Origin of the sequence: Pseudaminobacter soli (ex Li et al. 2025) (assembly GCF_003012705.1) — a bacterium.
Taxonomy (GTDB): Bacteria; Pseudomonadota; Alphaproteobacteria; order Rhizobiales; family Rhizobiaceae; genus Pseudaminobacter; species Pseudaminobacter soli.
In genome coordinates, this window is sequence record NZ_PXYL01000001.1 from 301962 (window position 1) to 316782 (window position 14821).

Below are 14821 nucleotides of genomic sequence, written 5' to 3' on the forward strand. Positions count from 1 at the left end.
CGGCATGAAGGTTCTGGTCGTCTATTGCCATCCCGTGCCGGAAAGCTTTTGCGCGGCGGTGCGCGACACGGCGCTCGACGCCATAGCTGCAAAGGGCTGCGAGGCGCGGCTGGTTGATCTCTATGCCGAGAATTTCGATCCCGTGATGCGCGACTGCGAGCGGCGCGAATACAATGATCGCGCTCCAACCGATCCGGCGCTGGCCGCGCATATCGAGCACCTGAAATGGGCCGAGGCCATCGTCTTCGTCTATCCGACCTGGTGGTACGGCCTGCCGGCGATGCTGAAGGGCTGGCTGGATCGTGTCTGGGCAACAGACGTCGCCTTCCAACTGCCGAAAGGGCCGGGGCCGATCAGACCGCTGATGACCCATGTCTCCAAGATCGCGGTCATCACCACCTGTGGTGCGCCGCGCTGGTGGTCGCATGCGGTCGGTCATCCCGGCCGCAAGACGATCCTGCGCGGCATACGTTCGCTCTGCGGCTGGCGCTGCCGTACGCTGTTCCTGGCGCACTACCTGATGGACAAATCGACGCCGGAGACTCGCGCCGCGTTTTTGCGAAAGGTGCGGCGCAAGCTGGAGGCGTTTTGAGCGCTGCCCTCCCACGGAGGAAGGGCATGGATGACTACGCCCTGACCCGCTCCGCCTTCGGATCATACATCGGCTTCAGCGAAGCTTCGGCCTCAAAGCGTTCGCCCGCGATCTCGATCTCATATTTCGCGCCGAGAATGTCGGCCTCGCTCTGGCCCTTGGCGGGCACGTAGCCCATGCCGATGGCACCGCCGAGATGGTGGCCGTAATTGCCGGACGTCACCGTGCCCACGATCTTGCCGTCGCGTACGATGGCCTCGTTGTGGAACAGCAGCGGCTCCGGATCGGTGAGGCGGAACTGCACCATGCGGCGATCGAGGCCGGCTTCCTTCTTGGAGAGCACCGCGTCGCGGCCGATGAAGTCACCCTTGCCGGTCTTCACGGCAAAGCCGAGGCCTGCCTCCAGCACGTGATCCTCATCGGTGATGTCGTGGCCGAAATGGCGGAACGCCTTTTCGATGCGGCAGGAATCGAGCGTGTGCAGGCCGCACAGTTTCAGGTCGAACTCGCGGCCGGCCTCTTCCAACGCCTCGAAGACGTGCGCCGTCTGGTCGGTCGAGACATAGAGCTCCCAGCCGAGTTCGCCGACATAGGTCACGCGATGGGCGCGGGCCAGGCCCATGCCGATCTCGATTTCCTGGAAGGTGCCGAAGGGGTTGTTCTCGTTGGAAAAATCGTTGGGGCTTACCTTCTGGATCAGCTCGCGCGAACGCGGTCCCATCAGGCAGAGCACGGATTCGGAAGCCGTGACGTCGGTGATGATGACGAACTCGTCGCGAACATGCTTGCGCAGCCAGGCGAGATCGCGCTGCAGCGTGGCACCCGGCACCACGGCGAAGAAGGCGGTGTCCGACAGGCGCGAGATCGTGAGGTCGCTTTCGATACCGCCGCGATTGTTCAGCATCTGCGTGTAGACGATCTTGCCCGGCGCGACGTCGAGATCGTTGGCGCACATGCGCTGCAGGAAGGCGAGCGCATCACGGCCCTCGATGCGGATCTTGCCGAAGGAGGTCATGTCGAACAGGCCGACATTGTTGCGCACGGCCAGATGTTCCTCGCGGCCGTTCTCGAACCAGTTCTGGCGCTTCCAGCTGTAGCGGTATTCGCGTTCCTGACCTTCCTTGGCGAACCAGTTGGCGCGCTCCCAGCCGGCGACTTCGCCGAAGACGGCGCCGCGCGCCTTGAGGTGCTCGTGGATGGGCGACCGGCGCACGCCGCGCGAGGTCACCACCTGGCGGTAGGGGAAGTGGTCGGCGTAGAGCAGGCCAAGCGTTTCGGAGACGCGTTCCTTGAGATAGGCGCGGTTCTTCTGGAACGGCTGGGCGCGGCGGATATCCACCTCCCAGAGGTCGAAGGGTGCTTCGCCATCGTTGATCCACTGGGCCAGCGCCATGCCCGCGCCGCCGGAGGAGACGATACCGATGGAGTTGTAGCCGGCAGCCACCCAGTAGCCGCCCAGCTCCGGCGCTTCGCCGAGATAGTAGCGGTCGTCCGGGGTAAAACTTTCGGGACCGTTGAAGAAGGTGTGGATGCCGGCGGTGCCGAGCATGGGCATACGGTTTACGCCCATTTCGAGGATCGGCTCGAAATGCTCGAAGTCCTCCGGCAGCTGGTCGAAACAGAAGTCCTCGCGGATGCCTTCCATGCCCCACGGTTTTGCCTTGGGCTCAAAGGCGCCGAGCATCATCTTTCCGGCGTCTTCCTTGTAGTAGGCGCACTCGTCCGGCACGCGCAGCACCGGAAGGCGGCCAAGGCCCTCGATGGCCTCGGTGACGAGATAGAAATGCTCGCAGGCATGCAGCGGCACGGTCACGCCCGACATGGCGCCGAGTTCCCGCGCCCACATGCCGGCACAGTTGATAACGACGTCGGTTTCGATCGTGCCCTGTTCGGCGCCTTGCGCCCAGGAAACGCCGGTGACGCGGCCGTTCTTCTGGTGGACGGCGGTGACCTTCACGCCTTCGACGATCTTTGCGCCGCGCTGGCGCGCGCCCTTGGCAAGCGCCATGGCGATGTTGGCCGGGTCGCACTGGCCGTCGAGCGGCAAGTGCACGGCGCCGACCACGTCGGAGACGTTGAGATGCGGGTACATCTCCTTGACTTCCTGGGGCGAGATCTCGCGCACGTCGACATCGAAGGCACGGGCCAGCGAGGCCTGGCGGTAGATCTCGTGCTTGCGCTCTTCCGTGAGCGCGACCGTGATCGAGCCGACCTGGCGCATGCCGGTGGCGACGCCGGTCTCTTCCTCAAGCTTGACGTAAAGGTCGGCGGAGTATTTCGCCAGCCGGGTCATGTTCTGCGAGGCGCGCAGCTGGCCGATCAGGCCAGCGGCGTGCCAGGTGGTGCCGCAAGTAAGCTGCTTGCGTTCCAAAAGCACGATGTCCGTCCAGCCGAGCTTGGCAAGATGATAGGCAACGGAACAACCGGATACGCCGCCGCCAATGATGACGGCGCGGGCCTTTTGCGGCAAAGGAGTCATGCGATTTTGCTTTCCTTGGGTGGGCTGTAGGAGGCCACGAAGCGCCGGAGGCGCTGAGCTGCTTCCTTCAATGTTTCTTCAGGCTGGCAAAGGCTGATGCGGATATGGCCGGCGGCAGACTCGCCGAAGCTGAGGCCGGGCATCACGGCAACGTTTTCGGCATCGAGGAACCCGAAGGCGAATTTCTCGCAGTCGGGCTCGATGCCGCTGATGTCGAGCATGACATACATGCCGCCTTCCGACCCGCGCACGGTGACGTTGTTGAGGCCGTGCACGGCGTCGAGGAACATGGTGCGCCGAGCAGCATAGCGTTCGGCGATCTCCCTCACGCCATAGCCGTTTTCCAGTGCCTCGGCCGCCGCGCGCGAGACGAAGTCGGGCAGGCCGTAGGTGGTGACGAGGCTGAGACTGGCCAAAACCGCGATGAGTTCCTCCGGTCCGGTCAGCCAGCCGATGCGCCAGCCGGTCATGCCGTGGCTCTTCGACATGGAGTTGATGACCAGAGTGCGCTCGGCCATGCCGGGCAGGGCGCGAGGCGACAGGTGCTCGCCACCGCCAAGCGTCCAGTAGACCTCGTCGGAGAGAAGCCAGAGGTCGTGCTTGCGGCAGACCTCGGCGAGCCCTTCGAGGCTTTTGCGCGTGTAGACGGCGCCGGTCGGATTGTTCGGCGTGTTGATGAGAATGGCGCGTGTGTTGGGCCTAACCGCCTTCTCGATGTCTTCCGCGCGCGGCTGAAAACCGTCCTCCGAGCGCGCTTCGACCACTGTGAAATCGGCACCCACCGCACGGAAGGTCGGCGGGTAGGTAGCGTAATAGGGCGCCACCACGATGGCGTGGTCACCGGGATCGAGCACGGCCTGGGCGGCAGCGTAGAGCGCTAGCTGGCCGCCCGGTGCGGCAAGAATTTCGTCGGCGGTGGTCGGCACGCCGGTCGATTGCGTCGAAATCCGCGCCATGGCTTCGCGCAGGCGCGGAATGCCCGGAAGCTGCGTGTAGTGGTGATAGCCGCCGCGAACGGCGGTCACGCAGGCTTCGATGGTTTCGGTCGGCGTGTCGAAGTCGTGGTCGCCGACGGAGAGCATGATGATGTCCTCACCGGCTTCCTTGCGGGTGACGGCTTCGACGTGGACTTCCCAACCGTCCTTGCCGGAAGGGGTGATACCGGAAACGCGTGCGGATGGCTTAGGCATCGAAGGCTCCCGCGATCTCGAAACCTTCGGCGACCAGGCGGTCGCGCAGGGCGGCGATGTGTTCGGGCCCAACCTCGCAGCAACCGCCGATGATGGAGGCGCCGCGCTTCACCCAGCCGATGGCGAAATCGGCGTAAGCGGCGGGGTCGAGGTCGTGGCGGGCATGAAGCACGTCGACGGTGCCGCCATGCTTCAGCGCCTCGACGGCGGTGAAGCCGTTGGCATAGGCGCCGACCTTGCCGCCAAGCGCAAGAAGGTCCGCGAAGGCGGCATCGACCGCCTCGGGCCGGCAGCAATTGATCAGTCGCGCGGCGAGTGGCATGTCGCCAAGGGCCGCGTTGGCGGCGGCGAGGCTTTCGCCGCTGCGCAGGCGCGGCTCGCCATGGTCGGACAGCGTCCAGGAAACCCAGACCGGCTTGCCGCTTTCGGTCGCGGCGGTGACGGCGGCGCGTGCCTCGTCGGCCGAAGCCATGGTTTCGCAGAGGAACAGGTCGACGTGGTCTGCCTGCTCGGTAACCACGCGGCGATAAATGTCCAGCGTCTCGTCATAGGAGATGGTCAGCGCCGGCGCATAGCTGCCGAAGAGCGGCGGCAGGCAGCCGGCGATGGCCGCGTCTCCGGCCTCGTCGCGCGCTGCCTTGGCAAGTTCGATGCCACGCTTCTGCAAGGGCTTGAACATCTCCGGAGCACCCTCACGCTCCAGCCGCTCGGGCGTGGCGGAATAGGTGTTGAGCGTGATCACCTTGGCGCCGGCACGGATGAACTCCGCATGCAGGCCGCGCACCAGATCGGGCTCCTCCATCAACACCTTTGCCGACCAGAGCGGCGATGGCTCGCTCTTGCTTCGGCGCACGAGTTCCTGACCCATGCCGCCGTCCGTGAGGACAACCTTCGTCATGCACGCAACCTTTCATTCTTCGGGTCCCACAGCGGCTGGTCTTCCTGCACCACCGCCGCGAAATTCTCGCCGAAGATTTCTACGTGCACCTTGGTGCCCGGCTCGGCGAGATCGGCGCGGATCATGCCGAGCGCAATGGATTTGTCCACCCTGTAGCCGAAGCCTCCTGACGTCGTTTCGCCGACTACCTTTCCGTCATGCCAAATGGTCGACATGTAGGGCGCGTCGTGTTCGCCCGCGTCGATCACCAGCGTGACGAAACGCTTCCTTACGCCCTGCTGCTTCTCGTTCTGGAGCGCGGCCTTGCCCTTGAACTCGGGCTTGTCCCACTTCACGAAGCGCTCCAGGCCGCCCTGCAGCACGGTGTAGTCGGTGGAAAGGTCGCCCTTCCAGGCGCGGTAACTCTTTTCCAGCCGCAGGCTGTCGAGCGCGAACATGCCGAACGGTTTTAGGCCGTGCTTCTGGCCGGTTTCCCAGACGGCGTCGAAGATTGTGGCCGTGTCCTCGATCTTCGAGTGAATTTCCCAGCCAAGTTCGCCGGCAAAGGAAACGCGCACCAGCTGGCACCAGCGTCCGGCAACCTGCGCGCTCTGATGCGTTAGCCAGGGTTTTGACAGGTCAGCGTCGGTCAGCTCGCTAAGAATCGCGCGCGAATTTGGGCCCGACAGGATCTGACAGGAGAAGTTGTCGGTCACGTCCTGCAAAGTGATCTGGGAACCCTCGGGCAGATGCTTCTTCAGCCATTCGAAGTCGTGCCACTGGGCGACCGCGGCGGTGATGAGGAAGAAGAAGTCCTCGTCGATCGCCATGATCGACATTTCGGTGACGATGCGGCCGGCCTCGTCGGCGAAGTAGCCGAGGCCGATGCGGCCGGGCTTCGGTACCACGCCGGTCATCAGCGTCGACAGCCAGGCGCGCGCGCCGGGGCCCTGCAGGCGGAAGCGCGAGAATCCGGGCAGGTCGAGGATGCCGGCTGCGTCGCGCACGGCCAGGCACTCCTCGCGGATGCGCTTCTCCCACGGGCCGGAGCGCTTGAAGGTCTGGGTCGATTCGTCGGAGATGTCGTCGCCGGGCTGTGCGAACCAGGTCGCGCGTTCCCAGCCATTATAGGCATTGAACTGCGCGCCCAGCTTCTTGATGCGGTCGTGGATCGGCGAGAGCTTGCGGTCGCGCCCGGCCGGCCAGGCGTGGCGCGGGAAGTGGATTGCGTATTCGTGGCCGTAAATCTCCATGCCCTTGGCGACCGCATAGTCGGGCGCGGCGGCGAAGGAAGTGAAGCGGCGCGGGTCGCACGACCACATGTCCCATTCGGTCTGGCCCTGCGTGACCCACTCGGCCAGCACCTTGCCGGCGCCGCCGGCCTGGGCAATGCCGAAGGTGAAGACGCAGGCCTCGAAGGCATTGGGGACGCCCGGCATCGGGCCGATCAGCGGATTGCCGTCCGGCGCGTAGGGGATCGGGCCGTTGATGACCTTGGAGAGGCCGGCCGTGCCAAGGATCGGCACGCGGCGAACCGCGTCGTCCAGATACCATTCCAGCCGCTCCAGATCGTCCGGATAGAGCTGGAACGAAAAATCGTCCGGCATCGGATCGTCCGCGGTGGCCCAATGCGCGCGGCAGTTGCGCTCATAGGGGCCGAGGTTCATGCCGTGCTTTTCCTGGCGCAGATAGTAGGAGGTGTCGACGTCGCGCAGCAGCGGCAGTTTTTGGCCGGCCTCCTTCGACCAGGCGGCAAGCTCGGGGATTTCCTCGAACAGGATGTATTGATGGCTCATCACCATCATCGGCACTTCGCGGCCGAACATGCGGCCGACTTCCTGTGCGCGATAGCCGGCGGCGTTGACGACATATTCGCAGCGGATGTCGCCCTGTGCGGTCGAAACGACCCATTCGCCGTTCTCGCGGCGCACGCCGCTAACGGGGCAGAAGCGGATGATCTTGGCGCCCATGTCGCGCGCGCCCTTGGCCAGCGCCTGGGTAAGCTGGGCGGGGTCGATATCGCCGTCATTGGGGTCGTAGAGCGCGCCTTCCAGCTCGTGCGTTTCGATGAAGGGGTAGCGGCCCTTAATCTCGCTGAGACCGATAACGTCGATATCCATGCCCTGATAGCGGCCCATGCCCTTGGCGCGCTGGAACTCCTGCATGCGCTCCTTGGAGTGGGCAAGGCGCAGCGAGCCGGTGACATGGTAGTTCATCGGATAGTCGACCTCGGCCGCCAGCCCGCGATAGAGCTCGGTCGAATAGCGCTGCATGTTCATCAGCGACCAGGAGGACGAGAAGGTCGGCACGTTGCCGGCGGCATGCCAGGTCGAGCCGGAGGTCAGCTCGTTCTTTTCGAGCAGCACGCAGTCGGTCCAGCCGGCCTTGGCCAAATGGTAGAGCGACGAGACGCCGACCGCGCCGCCGCCAATGATGACCACACGAGCCGTCGTCGGAAACTCGGCCATTTTTTCCTCCCTCAATTCGCATCAGGCATCGGCCTTCTTAGCCGTTGCCCGTCAAAGTCAGTGTTGTCCTAGTAGACCGGCGGCGAGATCACCCAGATCACCACCGCCGGTTCCTCTCCTGGGTTCTTCCATCGGAACGGCTTGCCCCCGAACCGGAAACTGTCACCTTCGGCAAGGTGGTGCCACGCGCCGTCGATCTCGATGTCGAAGTTGCCGGACACGACATAGCCCGCTTCCTCTGTCGGGCGGTTGGCGGGCGTCTTCAACTCAGCGCCGGGCGCAAATTCCGAGCGCAGCATCTCGAAGCTGCCGCCAAGGTCGGGCGAGAGAAGTTCTTCGACGAGGCCGGAATCGCTTGTGCCCAGCGAGCGGCGATGGCCGGCACGTACTACCACGCCGCGCTCGGCCTCTTCCTGCACGTCATGGCCGAAGAAAAGGCTGAGCGAGACGCCAAAAAGCTCTGCAAAGGCGCGCAGATCGGTAATCGAGGGGGTCGAAAGCCCGCGCTCGACCTGGCTCAGCCAGCCTACGGAGCGCCCGAGCGACAGCGCGACCTCCGAAAGGGTCAGCCCGCGCGCCTTGCGCAGCGCGCGCAGATCCCGCGCCAGAAGCGCATTTGCGCTGCCTTCTGGTCGGGTATCGGGCGCTGCGTGGCGGGCTTTTTGAGCCGGCATGAAAATTCCTCCGTAATTTTCACCAGATGACAGTTTCGTGAAAATTTCAAGGGGAATTTCACGAAATGAAGCTATTGCTTGCGATAGTCGGGAGGCTGGTGCAAATGCTGGGGAAACCGGGGGTGATCGGGGGGTATTCCGGTTGCGAACCGTATGGAGAAGGGACAGGTCATGCTGGCACGCGGAACCGAGCTCAACACCGACGACGTCACGCGCGTCGTCGACGAGGCGATTGAGTCGCGCCGCTCAGTGCGTGCCTTCCTGCCTACGCCGGTGGACGACGAAACCATCCGCGACATCCTCGAAGTTGCCGCGCGCGCGCCTTCGGGCACTAACATGCAGCCATGGAAGGTCTACGTCACCAAGGGCGAGACCAAGCAGAGCATCAGCGACGCGATCCTGAATTCGGGCATCCGCGCCGAGAAGGCGGTATGGGACGAGTACAAATACTACCCCGACCAGTTCTTCGAACCCTATCTGGCCCGGCGCCGCGCCAATGGCTTCGGCCTCTACAGCGCGCTCGGCATCGGCCGGCGCGAGGTGGAGCGCATGCGCGCCCAGCACGACCGCAACTTCATCTTCTTCGATGCGCCTGTGGGCATGATCTTCACCATCGACCGCCGGCTCAACCAGGGCTCGTGGATCGACTACGGCATGTTCTTGCAGAACATCATGATCGCCGCGCGGGCGAGGGGCCTGGACACCTGCCCGCAGGCGGCCTTCGCGCCCTACCACCAGCAGATCAGGCCGATCCTGAATATCCCCGATGAGGAAATCGTGGTGTGCGGCATGGCGCTCGGCTACGAGGACACGACCAAGCCCGAAAGCACCTTTCGGACGGACCGCGCTCCGCAGGAGGAGTGGGTTACGTTCTGGAAGTAGGGCTGCTCAGCGCGGCTTGCCGATATAGGCGCAGCATTCGAGCTCAACCTGCGCGCCCAGCGCCAGGCCGTTTGCGCCGAATGCGGAACGCGCCGGCAGGCGGTCCGGGTCGAAATAGCTGACATAGACCTTGTTGAACTCGGTCCATTTCGACATGTCGGCCAGCATGACCGTGCATTTGAACACGTCGGCGAAGCTGAGCCCGTTTTCCTTCAGCACCGCGCCGATGTTCTCCATCGTCTGGCGCGCTTCCGCTTCCATCCCGCCTGGAACGAGTTCCAGCGTTCCGGGGCGGTTGCCGAGCGCACCCGACAGATAAAGAACATCGCCGACGCGCACCGCCTGGCTGAAGGGCAGCCCGATTGCCTTGGCCTCAGGCGAGTTGATGAATTCCATCATTGTCTCCTCCGTCGTGATGGCCGCTGGCGTTAGCTACCGCACCTCGTAGCCCACCTCTGCCGATGCGTGGCAAAGCGCCGTCCAGAAACTGCGCGCGAAGGAGCGGAAGACATAGAGATCGAACTGCGTCGGGGCCGTGCGCTGGATCTGCGCGAAGACGTCGTGATGCACCGTCGAGCGGCCAGCGCCGACGGGGAAGGAGACTTGCGAAAAATCAATGGCGAAGAATTTCGCCAGCACCCATTCCGCTTTCGGCCCTGCGACGCGGATCGCAGTGCGGCCATGCGACAGGTCGGTAACGGTGCCGACGGAAATATCGACCGCCTTGGCAAAGGCCTCCGCCAGTCCTTCCTTCTCGTCCACCACGAGGAATTTTCCCGGCGCGAAGCCGAATGCCGCTTTGACGTCACCCGGCGCGCCGCCGCCGGCGCCGTCCGGCAATGTCACGCCGGCAACCTTCTTGATGGCTGCGATGACGGCCTTTTCCTCGCCCGGCCAAGCCGCCAGCTGGACGATCGAGCCGGGCATCGTCTCGGACAGATAAACGCCAACGCCGTTGGCAAAATTGCCGTGCGAGCCGGGCTTCCACACCGGCTTCAGCGGGGATTCCTGCTCAACCATGCATGCGGTTCCCTTCCGGGTCATAGAAATGGTGGCTGACGATTTCGACCGGCCCGAACCGTTTGCGCAGCGGGTCGGAGACGAAGGCGCGGGTGCCGCGGCGGCTCTTGCCGTCCTTCACCAGCGCCAACGCGATGTATTTGCCGAGCGTCGGCGAATAGCACATGGCCGTGACATGGCCGATGGAGTCGCGCGGGCCGTCCTCGTACAACTCCTCGACGATATGCGCGCCGCCATTCACCGGACGGTTGTTGAGCGGGACGATGCCCACCAGTTGCAGCCGGCCTTCGCCGACCAGCCCCTCGCGGTCCATCATCGCCGAGCCGACGAAAGGTTTTTTCTTCGACAGCATCCAGTCCAGATGCAGGTCGCGCGCGGTGGTGCGGCCGTCGATCTCCGCGCCGGTCACATGGCCCTTCTCGATGCGCATGGTGCCGAGTGCTTCGAGGCCATAGGGCACGATGCCGAACGGCTTTCCGGCCTTCATCAGCGCTTCCCACACATGGGTGCCGTGGCCGGCACCGCAATAGACCTCGTAGGCCAGCTCGCCGGAGAAGGAGAGCCGGCAGATCATTACCGGCGCCCCGTCGATCTCGCCACGCACGATGCCCATGAAAGGCAGCGTCTCGTTGTCGGCCTTCGTGCCGGTCAGGCAGGCGGCCAGCACATCGCGAGACTTCGGGCCGGCTATCGCGGCGCCCGCCCACTGGTCGGTCACGGAGGTGAGTTGCACCTTCAGCTCCGGCCACACCACGTCGAGCAGATATTCCAGATGCTGCATCACCTTGCCGGCGTTGGCGGTGGTGGTGGTCATCAGGAAATCGTGCTGGCCGAGCCGCCAGGTCGTGCCGTCGTCGAGGACCAGACCGTCCTCGCGCAACATCAGGCCGTACCTGGCCTTTCCGACCGCAAGCGTGGAGAACATGTTGGTGTAGACGCGGTCGAGGAATTCGCCGGCATCCGGCCCCTGCACGGCGATCTTGCCGAGCGTGGAGACATCGACCAGGCCGACGCCCTCACGCACGGTCTTCGTCTCTCGCACATAGGCCTGCTCGACCGTTTCGCCCGGCAGGGCGTAGATCATCGGCCGGTGCCAGAGGCCGGCGCCATACATGGTCGCGCCGTTCTCGAGGTGCCAGTCGTGCATCGGCGTCAGACGGTCAGGCCTGATGTCGCCGTAGCGTTCGGCGGCCAGCGAGCCCACGGAAACGGGCGCGAAGGGCGGGCGGAAGCGCGTGGTGCCGACTTCCGGAATCTGCTTGCCGAGCGCGTCGGCCATGATGGCAAGGCCGGGCACGTTGGAGCTCTTGCCCTGGTCGGTCGCCATGCCGAGCGTGGTGTAGCGCTTCAGGTGTTCGACCGAGACGAAACCTTCCTGATGGGCAAGGCGTACGTCATCGGCCGTCACGTCGTGCTGGTGGTCGACGAAGGCTTTGCCCTTGGCCTTGATTTCCAGGACAGGGGCCGGCTTCGGGTCGAGCCCGTCATCGTCGACTGCCGGCAGTTCGATTGCGGCGGCCGGAGCGCCTGCCGCCTTGAGTCCGGCGGCGTGACCCTCTGCGAGGGCTCCGGCGGTAGTGAAGCCGCCATTGAAACCGCCCGCGCCGACCCAGTTCTGCGTCGCCTGCGGCGGCAGGAAGGCCTGCAACTCGTCGCTCCACACCGGGTTGAGGCCGGCCTGACTGGCGAGATGGATGGTCGGCGACCAGCCGCCTGAGATCAGCAGGCAATCGGCCGGGATGTTGCGGGGATCGTCCGAAAGTACGCCGGTGCGGTCATCGAAGCGCTGCACTTTTATCCCAGTAAGCTGCTTGCCGCCTTCGGTGTCGATCACCGCGTGGCCGGTATGATGCGCGCCGCCGACCTTGCCGGCGATTTCGCGGGCCGCAGGAGATATCTTTTCGCGCAGATCGACAATCGCTGCGATCTCGCCGCCGGCCTTTTTCAGCGCCAGGGCAGCACGATAGGCACTGTCATTGTTGGTGAAGATCGCGAATTTGCGGCCCGGCAGCACGCCATACTGATTGACGTAGCGCTCGACGGCGCTGGCCAGCATCACGCCCGGACGGTCGTTGCCGGGGAACACAAGCGGCCGCTCCAGCGCGCCTGTGGCCAGTACGACCGCGCCGGTGCGGATCGTCCATTGGCGGTGGCGCGGCTCACCCTTGGCAGGCGCCAGCTTGTGGTCGGCCACGCGCTCAAGTGCTGCCAGCGTGTTGTTGTCGTAATAGCCCCAGACCGTGGTGCGCGGCAGCATGCGGACATTTTCGCGCGCCTTGAGTTCGCGAACCGTTTCCGCAGCCCAGTCGGCGGCAGCCATGCCGTCGATGGTCTCGTCCGACCAGTTGGCCGAGCCGCCCGGATTGGCGTCGAGATCTGCGAGGATGACGCGCACGCCCTTGTCCGCGGCCGCCTTGGCTGCCATCAGTCCGGCGGGGCCCGCGCCCACCACCAGCACGTCACAGAAGGCGTTCATGCGCTCGTAGCGCGACGGTTCCCGCTCCGTCCCGGCGCGGCCCAGGCCCGCGGCGCGGCGAATAAAATGCTCGCAGAACATCCAGAAGCGGGTGCCCTTCAGCGGCCCGATCACTGGTCCCATGAAGGTTTTGTAGTAGAAGCCGGCGCCCAGCAGCTTGCCGCCGAGCTGATTGATCGCGCCGACATCGTATTCCAGCGATGGGAACCGGTTCTGGCTTTCTGCGATCAGCCCGTCATAGACTTCCAGCATGGTCGCGGGAATGTTGGGCTCGCGCACGGCGCCGCTCAGCACGGTCACCAGCGCGTTCGGCTCCTCCACGCCGGCCGTCAGAACGCCGCGAGGCCGATGGTATTTGAACGAGCGGCCGAACAGCGTCACGCCATTGGCGAGCAGCGCCGAGGCCAGCGTGTCGCCGGCGTGCCCGGTGTAGGAGTGACCGTCGAAGGTGAAGCGGATGGTGCGCAGACGGTCGATCCGTCCGCCGGATACGGCGCGGCGCGGGCTCATGCCTCGGCTCCCGTCTTGCGATGGCCGTCCGACTTGCGGTGCCCTGCATCGCGCGCAAAGCCGACGCTGGAGATCACATGCGTCAGCGTGTTGCGCGTGACTTTGAGGTGAGCGCGGCAGCCGCCCGAGTGCTGCCAGATTTCATGATGCTCGCCGCGCGGGTTCAGCCGGTCGTAGACATAGGCGTTCCATGCCTCCTGGTCGGTCGAGGCAGGATCGGGGCGCGTGCGATTGCCGTCGCCCTGATAGCTGTATTCGGAGACGTCGCGCGGGCCGCAATAGGGGCAGGTGATCAGCATCGGTGTATCCGCTCAGTGCAGGCGAGGGGTCGAGCCCTGGCCCTTGTCGTCGATGATGGCGCCGCGGTGGAAGCGGTCGAGCGTGAAGGGCGCGTTGATCGGGTGCGGCTCGTCCTTGGCTATGGTGTAGGCAAAGCACCAGCCGGAGGCCGGCGTTGCCTTGAAGCCGCCGTAGCACCAGCCGCAGTTCAGATACATGCCGGGCAGGGGGCCGGTGGTGATGATCGGCGAGCCGTCCATGGACATGTCGCAGACGCCGCCCCAGGAGCGCAGCACGCGCACGCGGGCTAGGCTGGGGAAGAGCGCCAGCATCTCGCTGTTCACTTCCTCGACGATCGGCAGATTGCCGCGCTGGGCGTAGCTGTTGTAGCCGTCGAGGTCGCCGCCATAGATCAGGCCGCCCTTATCGGACTGGCCGACATAGAAGTGGCCCATACCGAAAGTCACCACTGTATCCAGGAACGGCTTTAGCGACTCCGACACGAAGGCCTGCAGCACGTGGCTTTCGATCGGCAATTTGTCGATGCCGGCCATGTTCATGACATGCCCGGTGGAGCCGGCAACGGCCACCGCGACCTTGTTGGCGCGGATTTCGCCGCGCGTGGTGGTGACGCCGACCACGCGGTCGCCATCCTTGATGAAGCCGGTGACTTCGCAATTCTCCAGAATGTCGACGCCGCGCCTGTCGGCGCCGCGCGCGTAGCCCCAAGCCACAGCATCGTGGCGGGCGGTGCCGGCGCGCCACTGCATCAGACCGCCTATGATCGGGAAGCGGGCCGAGCCGGACGCGTCGATGCCGGGCATCAGCCACTCGATCTCAGCCGGCGTCATCAAGACGGAGTCGGCGCCCGAATGGATGATGGCGTTGCCGCGGCGGGCATAGTCGTCAAGCTGGGCAGGCGTGTGCGCCAGATTCAGCACGCCGCGCTGCGAGAACATGACGTTGTAATTGAGATCGTGGGAAAGGTTCTCCCACATCTTCATCGAATGTTCGTAGAGGTGGATGTTTTCCGGTAGCAGGTAGTTGGAGCGCACGGCGGTGGTGTTGCGCCCGACATTGCCCGACCCGAGATAGCCCTTCTCAAGTACGGCGACATTGGTGATGCCGTGTTCCTTGGCGAGATAGTAGGCCGTCGAGAGCCCATGCCCGCCGCCGCCGATCACGATCACGTCGTAGGAAGGTTTTGGGTCCGGCTTGCGCCAGGCAGGCTTCCAGTCGCGGTTTCCAGAGAACGCGTTCCTCAGAAGCGAGAAGACCGAATATTCCGCCATTATTCCATGCCATCCGGTTTGGTGGATGACGCAACCTATCGCGCGGGCGCCTCGGCCAGCGCGAGGAAAGCGCCATTACCTT

General features: G+C 64.7%; 12 protein-coding genes. 2 read left to right on the forward strand and 10 right to left on the reverse strand.

Annotation, left to right across the window (positions count from 1 at the left end):
• Positions 1-4 precede the first annotated feature (4 nt).
• The gene (locus C7I85_RS01440) at positions 5-592 is read left to right on the forward strand and encodes an NAD(P)H-dependent oxidoreductase (protein WP_106722172.1); all 588 of its coding nucleotides are present in this window, start codon (positions 5-7) and stop codon (positions 590-592) included.
• 34 nt (positions 593-626) lie between these two features.
• On the opposite strand, the gene C7I85_RS01445 is transcribed toward C7I85_RS01440, so the two are convergent.
• The 5 genes from C7I85_RS01445 to C7I85_RS01465 form a co-directional block, all read right to left on the reverse strand.
• The gene (locus tag C7I85_RS01445; protein WP_106722173.1) at positions 627-3071 is read right to left on the reverse strand and encodes a GcvT family protein; all 2445 of its coding nucleotides are present in this window, start codon (positions 3069-3071) and stop codon (positions 627-629) included.
• On the reverse strand, positions 3068-4261 hold the full coding sequence (locus C7I85_RS01450; RefSeq protein WP_106722174.1) for a pyridoxal phosphate-dependent aminotransferase: 1194 nt from the start codon (positions 4259-4261) through the stop codon (positions 3068-3070). The genes C7I85_RS01445 and C7I85_RS01450 overlap by 4 nt, the downstream gene beginning before the upstream one ends.
• The gene (locus C7I85_RS01455; RefSeq protein ID WP_106722175.1) at positions 4254-5159 is read right to left on the reverse strand and encodes a homocysteine S-methyltransferase family protein; all 906 of its coding nucleotides are present in this window, start codon (positions 5157-5159) and stop codon (positions 4254-4256) included. The genes C7I85_RS01450 and C7I85_RS01455 overlap by 8 nt, the downstream gene beginning before the upstream one ends.
• Entirely contained in the window at positions 5156-7606 is a 2451-nt protein-coding gene (locus C7I85_RS01460) for a GcvT family protein (protein ID WP_106722176.1), read from the reverse strand. Before C7I85_RS01460 ends, C7I85_RS01455 begins: the two co-directional genes overlap by 4 nt.
• 68 nt (positions 7607-7674) lie before the next feature.
• Positions 7675-8280 carry a helix-turn-helix domain-containing protein gene (locus C7I85_RS01465; protein ID WP_245444749.1) on the reverse strand — a complete coding sequence of 202 codons (606 nt, stop codon included), beginning with the start codon at positions 8278-8280 and terminating at the stop codon, positions 7675-7677.
• Positions 8281-8451: 171 nt separating this feature from the next.
• Here C7I85_RS01465 and C7I85_RS01470 point away from each other — a divergent pair, with 171 nt between their 5' ends.
• Positions 8452-9162, forward strand: coding sequence for a nitroreductase (locus tag C7I85_RS01470; RefSeq protein WP_106722573.1), 711 nt, complete (start codon positions 8452-8454; stop codon positions 9160-9162).
• 6 nt (positions 9163-9168) lie between these two features.
• Here C7I85_RS01470 and C7I85_RS01475 read toward each other — a convergent pair whose 3' ends face one another.
• Genes C7I85_RS01475 through C7I85_RS01495 form a run of 5 tightly spaced genes read right to left on the reverse strand, consistent with a single transcriptional unit; the run spans position 9169 to position 14739 of the window.
• Entirely contained in the window at positions 9169-9561 is a 393-nt protein-coding gene (locus C7I85_RS01475; RefSeq protein WP_106722177.1) for a RidA family protein, read from the reverse strand.
• Between the two features lie 33 nt (positions 9562-9594).
• Positions 9595-10182: a sarcosine oxidase subunit gamma family protein gene (gene soxG, locus C7I85_RS01480; RefSeq protein WP_106722178.1), complete on the reverse strand. Its 588-nt coding sequence runs from the start codon at positions 10180-10182 to the stop codon at positions 9595-9597.
• Entirely contained in the window at positions 10175-13168 is a 2994-nt protein-coding gene (locus tag C7I85_RS01485; protein WP_106722179.1) for a sarcosine oxidase subunit alpha family protein, read from the reverse strand. Before C7I85_RS01485 ends, soxG begins: the two co-directional genes overlap by 8 nt.
• On the reverse strand, positions 13165-13467 hold the full coding sequence (locus C7I85_RS01490) for a sarcosine oxidase subunit delta family protein (protein ID WP_106722180.1): 303 nt from the start codon (positions 13465-13467) through the stop codon (positions 13165-13167). The genes C7I85_RS01485 and C7I85_RS01490 overlap by 4 nt, the downstream gene beginning before the upstream one ends.
• Before the next feature lie 12 nt (positions 13468-13479).
• Entirely contained in the window at positions 13480-14739 is a 1260-nt protein-coding gene (locus tag C7I85_RS01495) for a sarcosine oxidase subunit beta family protein (RefSeq protein WP_106722181.1), read from the reverse strand.
• Between the last annotated feature and the right edge of the window lie 82 nt (positions 14740-14821).

Coding starts and splice junctions, on each gene's coding strand:
- C7I85_RS01440 (WP_106722172.1), top strand. CDS start 5: ATGAAGGTTCTGGTCGTCTATTGCCATCCCGTGCCGGAAAGCTTTTGC.
- C7I85_RS01445 (WP_106722173.1), bottom strand. CDS start 3,071: ATGACTCCTTTGCCGCAAAAGGCCCGCGCCGTCATCATTGGCGGCGGC.
- C7I85_RS01450 (WP_106722174.1), bottom strand. CDS start 4,261: ATGCCTAAGCCATCCGCACGCGTTTCCGGTATCACCCCTTCCGGCAAG.
- C7I85_RS01455 (WP_106722175.1), bottom strand. CDS start 5,159: ATGACGAAGGTTGTCCTCACGGACGGCGGCATGGGTCAGGAACTCGTG.
- C7I85_RS01460 (WP_106722176.1), bottom strand. CDS start 7,606: ATGGCCGAGTTTCCGACGACGGCTCGTGTGGTCATCATTGGCGGCGGC.
- C7I85_RS01465 (WP_245444749.1), bottom strand. CDS start 8,280: ATGCCGGCTCAAAAAGCCCGCCACGCAGCGCCCGATACCCGACCAGAA.
- C7I85_RS01470 (WP_106722573.1), top strand. CDS start 8,452: ATGCTGGCACGCGGAACCGAGCTCAACACCGACGACGTCACGCGCGTC.
- C7I85_RS01475 (WP_106722177.1), bottom strand. CDS start 9,561: ATGATGGAATTCATCAACTCGCCTGAGGCCAAGGCAATCGGGCTGCCC.
- soxG (WP_106722178.1), bottom strand. CDS start 10,182: ATGGTTGAGCAGGAATCCCCGCTGAAGCCGGTGTGGAAGCCCGGCTCG.
- C7I85_RS01485 (WP_106722179.1), bottom strand. CDS start 13,168: ATGAGCCCGCGCCGCGCCGTATCCGGCGGACGGATCGACCGTCTGCGC.
- C7I85_RS01490 (WP_106722180.1), bottom strand. CDS start 13,467: ATGCTGATCACCTGCCCCTATTGCGGCCCGCGCGACGTCTCCGAATAC.
- C7I85_RS01495 (WP_106722181.1), bottom strand. CDS start 14,739: ATGGCGGAATATTCGGTCTTCTCGCTTCTGAGGAACGCGTTCTCTGGA.